Origin of the sequence: Roseiconus lacunae, assembly GCF_008312935.1 — a bacterium.
GTDB classification, from domain to species: Bacteria; Planctomycetota; Planctomycetia; order Pirellulales; family Pirellulaceae; genus Stieleria; species Stieleria lacunae.
In genome coordinates this window covers 189,430-206,522 of the sequence record NZ_VSZO01000012.1, presented here as the reverse complement: position 1 = coordinate 206,522, position 17,093 = coordinate 189,430, and the positions used below count along the sequence as shown (strand labels likewise).

Below are 17,093 nucleotides of genomic sequence, written 5' to 3'. Positions count from 1 at the left end.
CCGAAAGCGGTGGCCCAAAAATCACCGGGCGGTAAAGAAAAGGCTTTCGTGCGAACCAGACGTCAACAGTTTACCGGATCGCAGGGGCATGATCATTCACCAACAAAAGATCCGCGTCGCCACGATCGTGGCGACGCGGATGGACGATGTCGAACCGACTTATTGATTGAAGTAACGTCGCGCCTAGAACGACACTAAATCTGCAGGCCCGCGGGAGTTCATCGGGTCCGAAGGGGGGGCAAACTTGGTCAGTTGAATTCCCGTGACGGCCGCTTTGTATTCGGCGATCGTTGGGGTTCGACCAAGGATCGCGGCGAGCACAACGACGGGGGTCGATGCGAGTAACGATTCGCCTTTCTTGCGTTCGGAGTCCGCGACGACTCGGCCCTGGAAAAGTCGCGTCGAGGTGGCGAGTACGGTGTCACCCTTGGCTGCTTTTTCTTGGTTTCCCATGCATAAATTGCAGCCCGGACGCTCTAGGTACATCATGTTTTCATACTCGGTGCGAGCGGTTTGCTTGGGAAGCAAATCGTTAAATTCGAAGCCGGAGTATTTCTGCAGGACGTCCCAGTCGCCTTCTTGCTTCAATTCGTCGATGATGTTGTACGTCGGCGCGGCAACGACGAGTGGGGCTTTGAATTGCACCGTCCCTCGGTCGGCCTCGAGGTTGCGAAGCATTTGAGCGACAATTTTGAGGTCGCCTTTATGCACCATGCAGGAACCGACAAACCCCAAATCGACATGCTTCTCGCCGCCGTAGTACGTCAGGTCACGGATCGTGTCGTGGGTGTAACGCTTGGAGACGTCCTCGTTGTGGACGTCGGGGTCGGCGATCATCGGTTCGTCGATCTGACTGAGGTCGACTTCCAGTTCGGCGAAGTACTTTGCGTTGGGATCTGGGGCGAGCGCCGGTTTTTCACCTGACTTGATTTCCGCAATCCGTTGTTCGGCCCGGTCGATCAATCCTTGGAGAACTTGTTTTTCGTTGTCCATGCCTTTTTCGATCATGATCTGGATTCTGCTTTTGGCAATTTCCAGAGACTCGATCAAGGTGTCGTCTTGTGAAATACAGATCGAGGCTTTCGCCTTCATCTCTGCGGTCCAGTCGGTGAACGTAAAGGCCTGGTCGGCGGCAAGTGTGCCGATGTGGACTTCGATGACTCGGCCTTGAAACACATTGTCGCCGCCGAATTTTCGTAGCATCTGTGCTTGCGTTGAGTGAACGACATCACGGAAATCGATGTGTTCTTGCATCTCGCCGGTGAAGGTGACCTTCACCGATTCCGGGATCGGCATCGACGCTTCACCGGTGGCGAGCGCCAAAGCGACCGTTCCCGAGTCCGCACCAAAGGCCACCCCTTTGGACATCCGGGTGTGCGAATCGCCGCCGATGATGATCGACCAATCATCGACGGTGATGTCGTTTAGCACTTTATGGATCACGTCGGTCATCGCATGGTAGACGCCTTTGGGATCACGCGCGGTGATCAAGCCAAAGTCGTTCATAAACTTCATCAGTTTTGGGATGTTCTCTTGAGCCTTTTTGTCCCAGACCGATGCGGTGTGGCATCCCGATTGATAGGCGCCGTCGACGATTGGCGAAATCACCGTCGCCGCCATCATCTCCAGTTCCTGCGATGTCATCAGTCCGGTCGTGTCCTGAGAGCCGACGATGTTGACTTCGACTCGGACGTCCGAGCCGGCATGCAGTACTTTGCCGGGGGTGTTTCCGACGGCATTCTTATTGAAGATCTTTTCGACCGCGGTCAGGCCTTGGCCATCATGCGAGATTTCTTTCGAAGGCGCGAATACCGGCGGGACATCGACGCCCAGCGTTTGCGCCGCGAACGTTTGCAGTTTCTTGCCGAAGACGACGGCGTAAGAGCCACCGGCCTTCATGAATTCCATTTTTTGCGGCGTCAGTGCGCTAGAAATATCGATCAGTTCTTGATCGCCTTTGTAGAGCTTTTTCTCTTTGGTGTTGATCGTCAGCACGGTCCCGGTGTCAACGGAATAGGCCTGCTCCAAGATCGGTTCGCCGTCCGCGTCGACGACGACCTTGCCATCGGCATCGGTCTTCTTGACCCAGTTTTTCAGGTCAATACCGATGCCACCGGTGACGCCGACGGTGGTCAAGAAGATGGGCGAGATGCCGTTGGTTCCGGCGACCACCGGGGCGATGTTGATAAACGGGACGTAAGGGCTCGCCTGTTTACCGATCCAAAGTGCGACGTTGTTGACGCCCGACATCCGTGACGAGCCGACACCCATGGTGCCTTTCTCGGCGATCAGCATCACTCGTTTGTCCGGATGCTCTTTTTGAAGTGCGACGAGTTCCTCTTGAGCTTTGGTGTCGATCAAGCATTTACCGTGCAATTCACGATCGGATCGCGAGTGGGCTTCGCTACCAGGCGAGAGCAAGTCGGTGGAAATATCGCCTACGCCGGCGATGTAGGTCACCACATCGATTGTTTCGGGGACATCGGGAAGGTCGGTAAAGAACTCTGCCTTCGCGTAACTTTCGATGATCTCGCGAGCGATCGGGTTGCCTTGTTTGAACGCCTCTTTCAGTCGTCCCGTGTCCGCTTCGTATAGAAAGACTTGCGTCTTGAGTACCTTGGCCGCTTCTTGCGCGATCGCTTGGTCATCACCGAGAGCGAGATCCAGGAGGACCTTAATCGACGGCCCGCCTTTCATGTGTGACAACTGTTCAAAAGCAAACTCCGGAGAAATCTCGGCAACGGTCCACTGACCGAGAATGATCTCCTTTAAAAATTCAGCCTTCACGCCGGCGGCGCTGGTGGTCCCGGGAAGGGTGTTGTAGATGAAAAACTTCAGCGAGTCCTCGCGGTGAGGATTTGTCGCATCCTTAATCTGCTCAATGATTTCTCTGATTAGGTCGGCACTGTCGATCGGTTTGGGGTGAAGACCTGCTTTCTTGCGTTCTTCGATTTCGTCTAGGTAACCAGAATACATATTCATTTAGGTGAAAATTCAAAGGTTGGGAGCACATGACTGGGGCGTCCTTGTCAGTCGTGGGTTCCACGGATGGATGTTGCTTGCCGCGTCGGGGGAGTCGCCTATTATCAAACGTTCGCCGCAACAAGGGTACCCCAGTTCGTTTCATTGGTGTGCCGCAATGATTTCGGTGCGTCATCGAAGTCACGTAAGGACGACGTTCGATAGGTACCGTGATGGATTTCGCGGACGCTTCCGCTGATTCGCCGTTCCGGCGCCGCAAAGTCAGAGGCCGGCAAGACGCTAATCGTCTTCTCGGGGGACCATGCGGCCTTGCCATTGCAGCGTCGCGGTCAGGGCACGCTCTGAACCGGCGTCTCGCATGTAGACCGAAAACCAAGCCGCACCGGTCCAGTTGGCAGGGGCGGTGTCCTGGATATCAAAAACGTACTGCGAACGGCTAGGATAATTCAGCACTTGATCCGGCACACGCATCGTTCCCCACGGGGGATTTTGGGTCGAAGACACACTCTGGCCGGAACGCGGTGCGTTCCCACCGACATTGATCAACACCCGTTTTTCGTACCCGGCATCGGTTTCATAGTCGACAATAAAGGCGACTTGGTTGGTGGGGTACATTTGGTCGAGCGATGGATGCGAGGCATTGCAGACGACTGCGATCGACCCAACATCCTTGAGCCCAATGCCGGCCGCCGCTTCACCCGACGAGGTTCGCCGCCCCATCCCCACCGTCAACACATTGCCAACGGCGCGGGCCGCGTTCGCCGGGGTTCGGGTGTACGTGCGATAGTCAAACACCTGCGGTCGCAATCGACGCAGCCGAGGTTTCGTGGTTCGGCGGCGACTTCCGATCGGCTGTTCGCTAGGTAGTTCCCGCAACCGCGTGAAGGGGGATGCACCGGTGATCGCATCGAGTGACTCGATCCGTTTGTCGATCTTACGTGACTCTAAGCTACTCGCTTGCTGGCGCGCGACGAGGTACAGTCGCTTTGATTGTTTTGCGATCGCATTTTTTTCCAGGCCATCGTCGACTTGTGCGATCGTGTCAAACCAGCGATCGGCAACGTCTAGGATCGAAGCTCGTCCCGATCGACGTTGCAGGTCGACCGTCGCCGTCTGCTTGAGCACCGCATCGGATCCGGCGGCAAGGTAGGGCATCCCTTCGTCCCAGCGGTCTTCGATAAAACAAAAGTATCGACCGACGACCGTGTTCGCCTCGGCGTTCTCCGGGTTGGATTCCAACGTCATCGCGGCGTTTTCATAGTCACCGTACAGCACTTGTGCCGATCGAAGGCGAGCTTCGATATCACTGAGCAATGCTTGAGCCTCCGGAGGCACTCGATCGAGTCGCTCACGAACGGTTTGGCACGCCTCCAGGCCGACGTCAATCTTTCCTTCCGATCGTGCGTCGTCGGCAAGTCGTCCTGCTTCCTTGACCAGTGCCATCGTGGAGTTGGGGGTTAACGCGATCTCTCGAAGAACTTCGTGTCGCCGTTGCAAACTGTCAAACCCGCCGAACGACTCGGCCAACATGTCTGTCGTTTCGAGTGCCGCGTCCAGATCGCCTTCTTGTTTGTAAATGGCGAGCGCGACGGTGAAGAGCGCGTAGCGGCCTGCCGGATCGTCATCGGTTTCGATTGCCGCGACTTGCATTTGATCTGCGACTGCGATTTTCTCGTCAGCCGTCTTGGCTTTTTCGTACTCGTCGACGAATAAGTCGCGAACCGTTTTCTGCTTCTGACGGACCGATTGTTCATCGGGGATATTCCAGCGACCGTCCGGCGTACGCTCTTTCAGTTCAGGGGCCCCGCTTAATAGCCTTGGACTTGCCGGGGGCGAACGCGAGTCTTCCGCTGCAATGGTGGTGGATTGATTGGATCCTTGTCTCGCGGGGGAACGTCGCGAACCGACGGGCTCGGTCGCAAAATTCTCGGCTCCCGCGGTCATGGTCGGATCGGAAGGGATGGAAGAATTGACCGAGCCGTTCGGTCCCGTCGACGATGTCGCCTTGGGTGCCGATGACGACGGACCGGTGGGTGCCAACGCGACGTTTGATTCGACGGCATCGGCTTGATTCGTTACCGCTTCAGATGGCGTCGCTTGGTCGGACGCCGAGTTTCCCGAGCTTCCGGCCAACTGAGATGCTTGTTCCGGAGGGATCCCTAAGCGTTCCAGTTTGTCTTGGTCGAGGTTCAGCCGACCGGTGGCGATCAGGTAGATCAGCGTGCCAAGGACGATCAGGCCTGGCACAACCCCCACCAACCAAACTAACAGGTTCCCGCGAGGACGCCTGCGTTTCGTCGGTTTGTATGACTTCGCCAGAGAAGCCATTGGCATCGTCGCGGGGGCGACCGGAGCATTGGAAACCGGTTGCGACATCTCCGGCTGTCTGGCGTCAGGGCCCGATCGTTGTTGCGAGTCTTCGGCTCGTGAGAGGCCCGGTTGAGAGAGGCCCGATTGAGGTGGGGCCGTCGGCGATGACAGGTGCAGAACGTCGGATACGTTTATCGCGGTCGCTTCCTCCGAATCGAGCGACCTCAGCACATCGTCGACATCGGCGTGTTCGGTCTGCAATTCACGTCGCAACTGTGCGTCGTACGCCGCCTTTTTCTGCGGATTGAGCAGGCGCAAACGAGCCGCCGAGATCCGATTAGCAAGGTCTTCGGCTAATTCACCATGCTCACCGCTAGAGAGGTGGTGCAAAAACGTCAGATCGCGATCGGCGGCCGAGTCGATCACTTCGGGGTCACTTTCAAAGTTCGCCAGCCCGAGTAACCGATAGTCGTTCGGCGGCTGTTCCGATGGCGGGATTCCCAGCCACTTGTGGAGTGGATCGAACATCAATGATGAAGTGGTGGAAGCATCGGCGTATCAGAATCACCTGTACGGATTATCTTAACCAAAAAGGGGGGCGATGCTCAACTAACCCCAATCGCAGGGGCAGGGGCGAACGTCCCCCAAGACACGAAGGTCTAACTCAAATATCGTTCCAGCAACATCAAGCAGGCGTCGACTTGTTGGTCCGTTCCGACTGAAATTCGCAGGCCATCGCCCCAATCGGGGAAATTCATGTAACGGACAAGCACCTGATTTTTCTTAAGAAACTGGTGCATCGCTGCGTGTTCACCGCTGGGGTGGGTACACCAGACAAAGTTGGCTTTCGAAGGTGTGACGTTGAACCCCAGTTCCGCCAGGCGTGTTTCCATCCGGGCGCGGGTTTGATTCATCGTCTCGACGGTTTCACGCAGCCAGTCTTGGGCGCCGATCGCCGCCGTCGCCGCCACGGTGGCAAGGTAGTCGCAGTTGTAGCTGTCTTTGATGTTGCCGAGCTTGCCGAGAATGGCAGGTGATCCGACTAGGAATCCGAATCGAATCCCTGCCAGCGCGTATGACTTGCTAAGCGTTCTTGTGACCAGGATGTTGTCGTGCGAGCGGACGAGATCCAAACAATTGTCGCCGGCAAAGTCCGCGTAGGCTTCGTCGACCACCAACGGGCAGGGTAAAGACTCGGCCAGCTTGGCGATTTCGTCTTTGGGGACGATGGTTCCACTGGGGCTGTTCGGATTAGGCAGCAGTACCAGTCGCAGGTCGGCGTCGCCTTGGCCGAACATCGTCGGCAGATGCCAGCCATCTAGGAACGGCGTTTGTTCCCAGCGGGCGCCCTGGATGTCCGCCAGCGTGCGATAAAGGATATAGCTAGGGTAGGGCAGACGTAATTTTTGGCCTTCACCGACAAAGCCGCGGACCAAGATCGTCAAGATTTCATCACTGCCATTGCCGGCAAGGATCCAATCGGGACTGGGCAAGCCAAGCACTCGGCTGGCTTCGTTACGAAATGAACGCGCGGTCGGATCGGGATAGCGATTCAGCGGACCGGTCGCCGCATCTTGGATCGCCCGGATGACTTCTTGGGGCGGCGGATAGGGGCTCTCGTTCGTGTTCAGCTTGATGAATTTTCCCGGCGGGGGTTGTTCGCCGGGCGTGTAAGGCAACATCCGCGAAAGGGCAGGGCGGAGGTCTGTTTTGGACATCGAGTCGTGATCCGGTGAAGTTGTTTGACAAAGGTTTGCGGCACAACACGAGCATGCGTGATCGCGTATCGCCGGACGCCATTGGCGGTGGACGGGAAAATATTAGCGGCGAATCGAAACGCTGCGGGCGTGTGCCGTCAGGCCTTCTTTTTCGGCAAGTCGCTCGACATCATCGGCGATCTGTGCCATCGCTCCCTGCTCAAATTCGGTCACGCTGCCACTGCGAAGAAAGCTGTTGCTGCACAGTCCTGCCGCCCACGTGCAGGTTCCACCAGTGGGGAGTACATGGCTTGGTCCGGCGGCATAATCACCCAAGGCAACCGGCGTGTAGTGACCCAGGAATGCGGCCCCACTATTGTTGATCGATTTCATCAGTGTTTGTGGGTCAGCGGTTTGGATGTGCAGGTGCTCCGGTGCGAAGGAGTCGGTTAACTCGCACGCGTGTTTTTGGTCATTGACTAGAATCAGCGCGCCGAACGCTTCCAAACTATCAAGGGTCAAATCACTCCGCGAAAGTTCGCTTAGCTGTTGTGTCAGTTCCGCTTCAACGGCAACCAGCAGAGACTCTTCCCAGGTGATCAAGATCGAACTACCCGGAGAGTGCTCAGCTTGAGCTAACAGGTCGGCGGCAATGAAATCGGCGCGGGCGGTTTCGTCGGCGATCACGATAACTTCACTGGGGCCGGCGAAGGAATCGATATCGACAGTGCCATACACATGTTTTTTGGCCAGGGCGACGAAAAGGTTCCCCGGTCCGACGATCTTTTGCACTGCCGGTACGTGTTCGGTTCCGTAGGCGAGAGCCGCGACCGCTTGGGCGCCGCCCATTCGGTAGACCTCGGTGATCCCCAGTTCGTGGCAGGTTGCCAGCATGTCTTCGTTGTAGGCCCCGAACGGAGTGGGGGGCGCTACCACGGCGATATCCTTGACGCCTGCGACCTGTGCCGGAACGGCGGTCATCAGAACGGTCGACGGATAGGCGGCCGCGCCTCCGGGAACGCAAACGCCGACACGTCGTAGCGGGACATACCGTTGCGTCAGACGAACACCGGGCGAGGGTTCGATCGTGACATCCTGATGCAAGATCGCCGATTGGAAACGCACAATGTTTTCACGGATACGGCGGACCGAATCGATCAACGCGGAATCGGCGGCGGCATGGGCCGCGGCCAAGTCTTCCTCCGGAACTCGCAATTGTTCGGCGGAGAGATCTGCCTTGTCCAGCTGTTTTAGATAGTGCAGCAATGCCGACGTGCCGGTCGATTGCACTTCTTCGCAAATCTTGTCAACGACTTCCACCGGCGTTAACGGCGCACCGAAAACTTCTTCGGTTAACGCTCGGCCCCGGGGAGAAACCACATCACCGCGAGGACTGAGTTTTTCCCGTAGTTGGTCGAGAATCTCGGCGGAGCCTTGGCGAGCGTCGACGCGAGTGATTTTGGGAGATGTTTGCGACGTGTTCATAGGAGGGCGGGAATCGGACGCGACGGGGTTTCTCGTTTTTTGTCAAAGACACCCCATGATAGGCAGCGAAGGCAAACTGGTACACTGCGGCGGAAATGACAACGCCCCATGCTTCGATGACTTTGATCGCCAACGACGGACAACCAGCGCAAACTTCCCCAGCGCCTATTTCCCCAACGCCCACTTCCCCAGCGGCGAATGCACATTCGGCAAGTTCTGCTTCGCCCATTTGGTGGTTGATCGCAGCGGTCATCGTTGTGGCCGTCACCATTGCGATGCGTTGGCCGGCCGGTGGGGAGAGTTTCTGGCTGGACGAATTGCACTCCGCTTGGGTGGTCAGCGATGACTTCGGCAGTACGTCCGATCGCGCGGCGGACGGGAATCAGACGACCGGCTACTTTCATTCGCTATGGATTTGGAAGAATCTGGTGACGCTTGCCGGACTCGATCGTGTCTTCGGGTTCGAGTGGGCGATGCGATTGAGCAGTGTAATCGCCAACGCTTTCGCGGCTCTAGTGTTGTTGGTCGGTGTCGCCAAGTCGAGTCGTTCGCTGGTCGGCGGGACGGTGGCCGCGCTGATGCTGGCCTGTGATCGAAACGCCATTTTTTTTGGTGGGGAGTTACGTTCGTACGCGGTCATCATGCTGGCGTCGGCCGTTTCGGTGTTTGCGTTCATGCGGTCGATCGGCCGCATGGACCTTTTGTTGGACGCCGACGGTGGGGCTGGCAATGAACAGGGGCCCCACGACGACGAGGTCGATCGAGCAACTCGGTGGCGATTGATCCTATTGTTTAGTGTTTGTGTCGGCGCGCTGATTCATCCGACGTCGCTGGGCACGCTCGGGTTGCTGTTCCCCACGGTGTTCGTTCTTAGCATTCGAACAGGCCGTTTTCGGCTCGGGGCCGGGGATGTCACCGGGGTCATCGTAGGGTTGGTCACTCTTGGTTTACTAGCGATGTCCTCGTTGCCACATTCATGGCAACGTCGTGATTTGTGGCGGGCCTTTGGAAGAGCGACGGATCTGTCGCAGTGGTGGTTCGCGTGGGATTGGTGGTCGTTATTGATTTTTCCAGCCATCGTGGTCGCGATGATTTCAGCGGCCTGCTTGTTGATTGATTGGTCGCGCGGCTTAAATCAAGAAATCCATGACGAACGCATCGGTCCCGTCGGCGGTTGTGTCCGCGGACGCCTTTGGATGGGCAGTGTTCCGGGGGCAATTGGGACGCTCGCGACGGCGATCTTCTTTGCCGCATCGTATCTTGACTGGGTGCCGCTTTGGCACCGGCGTTACTTTATTGCCGCGCTCCCACTGTTGGCTTGGACCACGGGTGAATTCGCCGGTCACTGTCAGCAGGCATTGCGGCAAATCACCTTGCGGTGGGGCGGCAAAGGATCAGGAATCGTCCGGCGTCACGGGACGGGACTGGTTGTGTTGCTGATTTTTGTCGGAGGATTGTTGTTCCACCAAGGTGTGCTTTCGACAATTGTCGCGGGACGATTTCCGATGCAACTGCGTGGCGAAGCTTGGCGTCAGGCAGTCCAGCGGGTGAACTCGCAACGCGACCATGGTGATCACGTTTGGCTTGACAGCGGTTTGATCGAAGCGAGCGTTTTGAGCGCGCCTCCGGACCGCTGGCCACAGGAATACGATCGGATTTGGGAATACTTGCAGTTTCCCGTTCGTGGCCCGTACCGAATCGATGGGGTGAAGTTGGTTTCGCCAAATGCTGATTCGGCATGGCTCAAAAGACTGGTCGATGGACTGCCCACGGGCCAGTCGCGAGTCTGGTTGGTCACCCGAAGTCACCCAACTTCGGTCGCACTGTTATTGAAGCGATTGCGTGTGGCCCGCGAGTGTGACGTTGTCTGGCAGACGAAATTGAGGCCGGCAGTGCTGCAGATCAATTTCCCTTCGACGCAACCCGATCCGAAAAGCGAAGCACGAACGCGATGACATCGTGACCGCGTTACAAACCGCGTTGCAAACCGCGGCACGCTGGGAGGCCGCGTCGCGCGCCGTTTTTGTACCGAGAAAATCGTGCCACTGAGAAAAATTTCGCATTCGTTCTCGATACCTCAGCAGATAAAAGCTGGCCCGAGGCATGGAGAGGAGAGCGTTCAGAATGTCCGGTGAAGTCTGGTTCTTTTTTGCGGTCCTTACCCCGCCGGTATAAAGTCAACGTAAGGACGACTGGGAAAAACTCCGCATTTCGAATGCCTGATGGTCAACGCGAATTTGAAACAAACGTTTGATTGCCGCCGTTGTTTGGTCGTGTTGTGTTTGTCGGCGATCCTTGGCGCCGGTCATTCGTGTCGATCTTTCACCTGCGCGGAATCACCTGGGCGCAATGCCGATGGGGCCGAGTCAACTGACGATTCGTCGATTGGTGATGCCCGGCGAGGTTACCGTTACTTGACCGAAACAGCCGTGCTACCGAGCGATTTTCATCAATCGACCTTTGACGAACTATGGAAAGTTTGGCCGGAGGAGCTGCGTCATCAAGCAGAGCAGGCCGATCCGCAAGAACGCCGTCAACTAGCGTATCAACGATATGGCTTGACGGTGCGTCCGGACGACGACTCCGGCAAACCGTTGCAGTACGTCGTCGACGAAAAAGGCGCGTGGACGATGAACTGTTTTTCGTGCCATGGGGGGAGTGTTTATGGCAAGCCAACGCCGGGAGCGCCGAACAATCGTTATGCGTTGCAGTCATTGACCGAAGAGCTTACGAAGGCGAAAGCAAGACTGGGATTGTTGCCGGGACGGATGGAATTGGGCGCTTTGTTCATTCCTTTGGGAACGACCAATGGGACGACGAATGCGGTGGTGTTCGGGATGGGCCTAATGAATGGTCGCGACGCGAAGTTGAACGTGGTTGCGAAACTGCCGCGGTCGTTCACCCATCACGATATGGACGCACCGCCTTGGTGGTACTTTTACAAACGTCCGTCGATTTATATCGATGGGTTTGCCCAGAAAGGTCATCGGGCCTTGATGCAGTTCACGCTCGTTCCCGAAAACGGTCCAGACTTTTATCGCGATAACGAGCATCACTTTAAAGATGTCTATGCATACCTGTCGTCACTTCGGCCGCCGACGTACACCGGCGAAATCGATCAGCGATTAGCGGAGCGGGGAAGGGGGGTGTTTAACGACAATTGCGCCGAGTGCCACGGCATGTATGGCGAGGATTGGATCTACCCCAACCGCACCGTTTCGATCGATGAGATTAAGACCGACCCGGTGCGATTGACGGCGCTGACCGCGGAAGGGCGAAAACGGTACGCGGAGAGCTGGTTCGCGCATGCCGGGGAAGCGGATGAGCATCAGACTGTGCTCTCACCCGACGGCTATGTCGCTCCGCCTTTGGACGGCGTTTGGGCAAGTGCTCCGTATTTTCACAACGGTAGCGTCCCGACACTTTGGCATGTCTTGCATCCCGAGTCGCGGCCGACGGTTTGGAGGCCTCTCTCTCAGGAACTTGATACGGAGCGTATTGGTTTGACAGTTGAGGAACTCGATCAAGTCCCCGCGGGAATTAGCGATATCGTTCTACGCCGAAGTTACTTCGACACCAGAAGTTTTGGAAAGAGCGGCAAGGGGCACGATTTTGCGATCCGACTTAGCGAGCCAGAAAAGCATGCGGTCTTGGAATACTTGAAAACGCTGTAGTGTTTCATCAGCATCTGATATCTGGATCAGCCGAATGGCGTTAGCCACGGTTTCGGTGCGGTAACCGGGGCTGACTTCGGTCGGCTGATTAGCCGAACTCAAATACTTGATCTATCCGGCAGGCGTAGTTCTGTTCCTGTAGCGAACGTTGGGTGACTAATCCTGAAGCATGCCGAGTGGCTAATTCGTTTCGGCGGTTGTAGCATCGGAGCCTTTTTCAAGCGATTGTTCGCGGGACACCAGAATCCCGGTCCCACGCAAACGCCATGTGAAAAAAGCCGCGCCGACCAACATTAACACGCTACAGAGATAAAAGATTTTTTGCGGCGCATCGCCGAATCCGGGACGCATCAACGGGTACATCACACCGGCAATGGTCATGAAAGCGAACGAAACAGCATTCGCTGTCCCCAGGAATTGCCCGCGTTCATCGTCGGGTGAGAGTTTCTGTAGCAATGCTTGAAGGGGCACGATGTAAAACCCGGCTGAGAATCCGGCCAGTAAGATCAGGAGCGAGACGTTACTGAGTGCGACGCGAAGTAGCGGTTTGGTGTCAGGCATCGACGGAGGAATAGCGGCGAGTAGGAAAAAAAATACAACCAATCCGATCGCGCCGTAAAACGTCAGCCTTGGTCGTATCTGATCACCCGATAAAATTCCCGCCGCGGCGCAACCGAGCCCGATCGCAACGCCGAGCACTCCCATCAACACGCTTGCTTCGGTATGGTTAATTTGCAGCACTTCGGTGTACTCGGGGACGATAAACAATGCCAAGCCCGCGAGCATGTAAAAGTATCCCCAGGCCATCATCACCATCAGTAAACGCGTTTGAGCCATTTCACGTATTGCCGTGATATAGGTGCTGAAGGGATTCAGCTTTACCTTTAGGTTTTTGTCACCTCGATCGAGCGGTGGGATCAGAAAGCTGGCGAATAGACCGAGGATTGCCGTTCCGACAAGCAAGGCTCCGGGGAGCCAGCGAATTCCAGTCGCCACACCATCGGGGGCGTAATGATCGCTGGCGACGCCGGCGACCAGTGTTCCGACGATGACGGCGACATTGGTCATCATGTTGATCGCTCCGTTAGCGCGGCTCAGGTGCCGATCGACAACCAGTTCTGGGATCATGCCATACTTGGCGGGACCGAAGAACGAACTTTGGCAGGTCAGGGCAGTCAATGCGACAAGGGTGACGGTGAGATCCTGAGTGTAGAAACCGATTCCGGCTAGCAAGGCGATCGGGATCTCGGCAATTTTGACCCAAAGCGTCACACGCTGTTTCGAATACCGGTCGGCGATCTGCCCGGCAAGCCCAGAGAGAATCATGAAGGGTACGGTGAAGCATATGCTGACGATCCCTTGGCCACCGGGTCCCAGGTCTCCACTCCAGGCTCCGTTGATCACCATGAAGGTCAAGATCACCTTCAGGATGTTGTCATTCATCGCCCCAAAGAACTGGGCGATGATCAACCCGATGAAACCGGGGTTAAATAGCTGTGTGGATCGTTCTTTCACGATGGCAGCGCCGGGTTGGACAGGTTGGTAGATGGCAGGTGAGTCGCTGGAAGGGTTCAAGCTACGTCTACCTTAAACAATCGTTCCACTCAATCGATCGACTTGTACAAGCAACCGTGCCCGCGAGAAAAGTGCAAGCTCGACTAATAGAACCTACCAGAACCGCGCCAATGCGCCCCGCACCCGTTTCTTTTGCCATAACGCACTAGCGATAGCGATCGGCGACTTCCGGCAACGGATACTCGGTCAGGTCTCGATCGCCATCCCAGCCGATAATTTCCTGCAATCGGCGGTATCCGGCGGTGATTAGACGTGTGCGCTCGGTAACGAAATCCTCATCGAGCTGTGATTTGGACATCCCGCCGTCGACAGCGATCGGCGCGAAATCTTCATCGTCGATGAACTGTGCGAGCACCGGATTGCAACGAAGGTGGCGTTCTGGGCTAGTGTGAAGCGTTTCTGGATCGAGTTCGCCGATGACAAATCGAAGGTATAGATCGCTCTCTACGATGGAGGTCACGTCTTCGCCACAGACTTCACATCGATAACCTTCGTCGCATTTCATCGGTCACATTGGTAAGGAAAAGATGCAGAGAATTTGCGGGCTAGTGCTCCGTCTAAACCAAATGTCGGGTTCGACTGATCAGCCGACGGGGGTTAGCCCCTGGTTATAGCACCGAAACCGTGGTTAACGCCAATCGGCTATTCCTACATTTCAGAGGAAAACGAAGCACTGGATGGGGTTCCGTCGCTACTCGTTGGCTCAACTGTTTCCTACCCAAGAGTCGAATAGGCGGATGGTTCGTCGCCTATCCTTCGTCGCAGTGAGGTCGTTGTGAGAGCTCAGCGTCTACATTTCCAAAACGTCGAACATGTCGTACATGCCAGCTGATCGACCGGACAGCCATTTTGCCGCTGCGAGCGATCCGCCCGCGTAGCAATCTCGGTTGCTTGCCGCGACGTTGAGTTCGATGCGTTCGCCTAGCATTCCAAAAACGATCGTGTGCTCACCGGGATTGTCACCGACACGGACGGCATGATAGCCGATTTCGTTTTGAGTTCGCTTTCCGGTGTGGCCTTCACGGCCATGGACATGTTTGGTGTCGTCACCAAGTTTTTCGGCGATCATGTCACCAAACTTCAATGCCGTACCGCTAGGAGCGTCGGCTTTGAATCGATGGTGTCGTTCGATGATTTCGACATCTAATCCACCGGGGACGCTCATCAGTTTTTCGGTGATCTGCTGAGCCACTTTCATCGACAGGTTGACCGCCAGCGACATGCTAGGGGCCCAGACGACGGGGATTTTGTCCGCCGCATCGCGCAGCCGTTCGACTTGTTCGTCTGTCATCCCGGTCGTTGCCAATACAAGCGACGTGTTGTGTGAGACACATTTGTCGATGCAGCGATCGATCGCTTCGGGCAATGAAAAATCGATGACAACGTCGGCATCGCTCGGCCACTTCGACGACAGTGGAACATCGATCGCGCCGATGCCTGCCAGTTCGCCGGCATCGGTACCTAAAAGATTGTGCTGATCGTGTTCGATCGCGGCAACGACTTCGATTTTCTTGTCGGCGGTTGCGAGTGCGATCACGCGGCGACCCATGCGGCCGGCGGCGCCGTGCACGGCGATACGGAGTGGAGCTGACATTGGAGGTTTAGTGAGGGTTCGGGAAGGGGGCCCGTCGATGATGAGTGATGGCCTAGGGCGTGGCAAGCCCAACGACGCGTGCCATCGATGGGCCGTCCGTCATCGGCGTACCCTTCGCGGTCACGCCCGGAAAGGCGCCGAGCGGCCCGCACTTAGTAGGCGTTCAGACGATTACGCGTATCGACGATTACGCGTACAACTGGATCGCTTTGATGATGTCGTCCAATTCATTTGGGACGGCGATCGCTTTGTTCGCGAAGGAGGCTTTGCTGACACCGCGACTGCCCAGGGTTTCGTTAAACAGGTCTTGGTCGGTGGTGTGGTAGGCGACGGTCGCCGTGGGGTCTTTCAGTTCGTGGCCGGTCAGCACACAGACGACTCGATCGCTCGGAGCGATGACACCTTCGCGGCGCAGGATTTTTGCCCCCGCGACGCTGGCCGCCGAAGCTGGCTCGCAGCCGAACCCGCCGGATCCGACCATCGCTTTGGCATCCAAGATTTCTTGGTCGGAAACCTGCCGGACGACGCCGTCGCAGAACTCCAGAGCTCGCAAGCATTTCTTCAGGTTGACGGGGCGATTGATTTCGATCGCGCTTGCCAGTGTGTCCGCTTTGATCCCGTTTTGATCCATGTAGTCCATGTACTCGCGGATCGGATCCAAGTTTACATGGCCTCCGTTCCAGCGAACGCCGCGACGTTCGTGCAGTTCATAAAGCGTGTCGGCACCGGCGGCATTGATGATTGCCAAACGCGGGACGCGGTCGATGAGGCCGAGTTCCTTCAGTTCCATGAACGCCTTGCCAAACGCGCTGCTGTTGCCCAGATTGCCACCGGGGACGACGATCCAGTCGGGGACTTCCCACCGCAACGCTTCGAGCACGCGGAACATAATCGTCTTTTGGCCTTCCAAGCGAAACGGATTGACCGAATTAACCAGGTAGATCCCCAGTTCTTGAGCGACTTGGCGAACCCGGATCATCGCGTCATCGAAATCGCCGGCGATCTGGACCGTCAGGGCGCCGTAGTCGAGCGCTTGGCTGAGTTTTCCGTACGAAATTTTGCCGCTGCCGATGAAGATAATCGCTTTCATCAAGCGGGTCGCACTGCAGTACAGTGCCAGCGACGCCGAGGTGTTCCCGGTGCTCGCACAGGCGGCACGCTTCGCACCCAGCATATTGGCGTGGGTGATCGCGGCGCACATGCCGTTGTCTTTGAAGCTGCCCGACGGATTCATCCCTTCGTATTGCAGGTGCAGTTGGCCGGCGTCCATGCCCACAAATTTTCCGACCGCGTCGGTTTGTTGCAGCAACGTTTGGCCTTCGCCGACCGTCACGATTTCACTTTGCGGGACGAACGGCAGCAATTCATGGAAACGCCACACGCCCGAAAATCGGACCGGATTGGTTCGCTCCGACCACCGGGCTTCGAATTCACGCAGGTTTTTTGGGACTTCCAGACGGTCCCAGTCATACGCCACATCCAAAAGGTAGCCGCACTTGGGGCAAGACGTGTGAAGCTGGCCGGTGTCGTAGCTCGCACCGCAATCGGGGTTGATGCAACGCTGAAACGCCAAATCGGTCTTGATGGACGATTGATCTTTTGCGGATTGAATCATGGCTACGTAAGGTGAATTGTTGCGCGATGGTGGCGTACCGCTAGGCAAGCATATCTGGCATCGGTCGTTTTGTCGCTACTGCTTTCCTCATTCTTCCCAGCCGAACTGATCAAGTTGATCTGGGCAAGCTGCAGAGACAATTCTACGGTGTAGATGTTCGC

The 17,093-nt window shown here is 56.6% G+C and carries 10 protein-coding genes; 2 read left to right on the top strand and 8 right to left on the bottom strand.

Going from position 1 to position 17,093, the window contains the following annotated elements; all coding sequences use genetic code 11:
• Positions 1 to 183: 183 nt before the first annotated feature.
• The 4 genes from FYC48_RS17040 to hisD form a co-directional block, all read right to left on the bottom strand.
• On the bottom strand, positions 184 to 2,982 hold the full coding sequence (locus FYC48_RS17040) for a bifunctional aconitate hydratase 2/2-methylisocitrate dehydratase (RefSeq protein ID WP_149497935.1): 2,799 nt from the start codon (positions 2,980 to 2,982) through the stop codon (positions 184 to 186).
• A 279-nt stretch (positions 2,983 to 3,261) separates the two neighbouring features.
• A complete protein-coding gene (locus FYC48_RS17035) occupies positions 3,262 to 5,820 on the bottom strand; it encodes a hypothetical protein (RefSeq protein ID WP_149497934.1) in 2,559 nt (852 codons plus the stop codon).
• Between the two features lie 131 nt (positions 5,821 to 5,951).
• On the bottom strand, positions 5,952 to 7,010 hold the full coding sequence (gene hisC / locus FYC48_RS17030) for a histidinol-phosphate transaminase (protein ID WP_149497933.1): 1,059 nt from the start codon (positions 7,008 to 7,010) through the stop codon (positions 5,952 to 5,954).
• Positions 7,011 to 7,112: 102 nt separating this feature from the next.
• Positions 7,113 to 8,474 (bottom strand): histidinol dehydrogenase, encoded by a 1,362-nt coding sequence (gene hisD / locus FYC48_RS17025; protein WP_149497932.1) that lies wholly within the window; start codon positions 8,472 to 8,474, stop codon positions 7,113 to 7,115.
• 257 nt (positions 8,475 to 8,731) lie between these two features.
• Between hisD and FYC48_RS17020 the strand changes: the two genes are divergently transcribed.
• Both FYC48_RS17020 and FYC48_RS17015 read left to right on the top strand, forming a co-directional pair.
• Positions 8,732 to 10,429: a hypothetical protein gene (locus tag FYC48_RS17020; protein WP_149497931.1), complete on the top strand. Its 1,698-nt coding sequence runs from the start codon at positions 8,732 to 8,734 to the stop codon at positions 10,427 to 10,429.
• 267 nt (positions 10,430 to 10,696) lie between these two features.
• A complete protein-coding gene (locus FYC48_RS17015; protein ID WP_149497930.1) occupies positions 10,697 to 12,148 on the top strand; it encodes a c-type cytochrome in 1,452 nt (483 codons plus the stop codon).
• Positions 12,149 to 12,328: 180 nt separating this feature from the next.
• Here the strand turns inward: FYC48_RS17015 and FYC48_RS17010 are convergent, their stop codons facing one another.
• The 4 genes from FYC48_RS17010 to thrC form a co-directional block, all read right to left on the bottom strand.
• Entirely contained in the window at positions 12,329 to 13,663 is a 1,335-nt protein-coding gene (locus FYC48_RS17010; RefSeq protein ID WP_149497929.1) for an MFS transporter, read from the bottom strand.
• 205 nt (positions 13,664 to 13,868) lie between these two features.
• Positions 13,869 to 14,228, bottom strand: coding sequence for a hypothetical protein (locus FYC48_RS17005; RefSeq protein WP_149497928.1), 360 nt, complete (start codon positions 14,226 to 14,228; stop codon positions 13,869 to 13,871).
• Positions 14,229 to 14,513: 285 nt separating this feature from the next.
• A complete protein-coding gene (dapB, locus tag FYC48_RS17000; RefSeq protein WP_149497927.1) occupies positions 14,514 to 15,317 on the bottom strand; it encodes a 4-hydroxy-tetrahydrodipicolinate reductase in 804 nt (267 codons plus the stop codon).
• Between the two features lie 187 nt (positions 15,318 to 15,504).
• Complete coding sequence (gene thrC / locus FYC48_RS16995) at positions 15,505 to 16,932, bottom strand: threonine synthase (RefSeq protein ID WP_149497926.1); 1,428 nt, start codon at positions 16,930 to 16,932, stop codon at positions 15,505 to 15,507.
• Positions 16,933 to 17,093 lie beyond the last annotated feature (161 nt).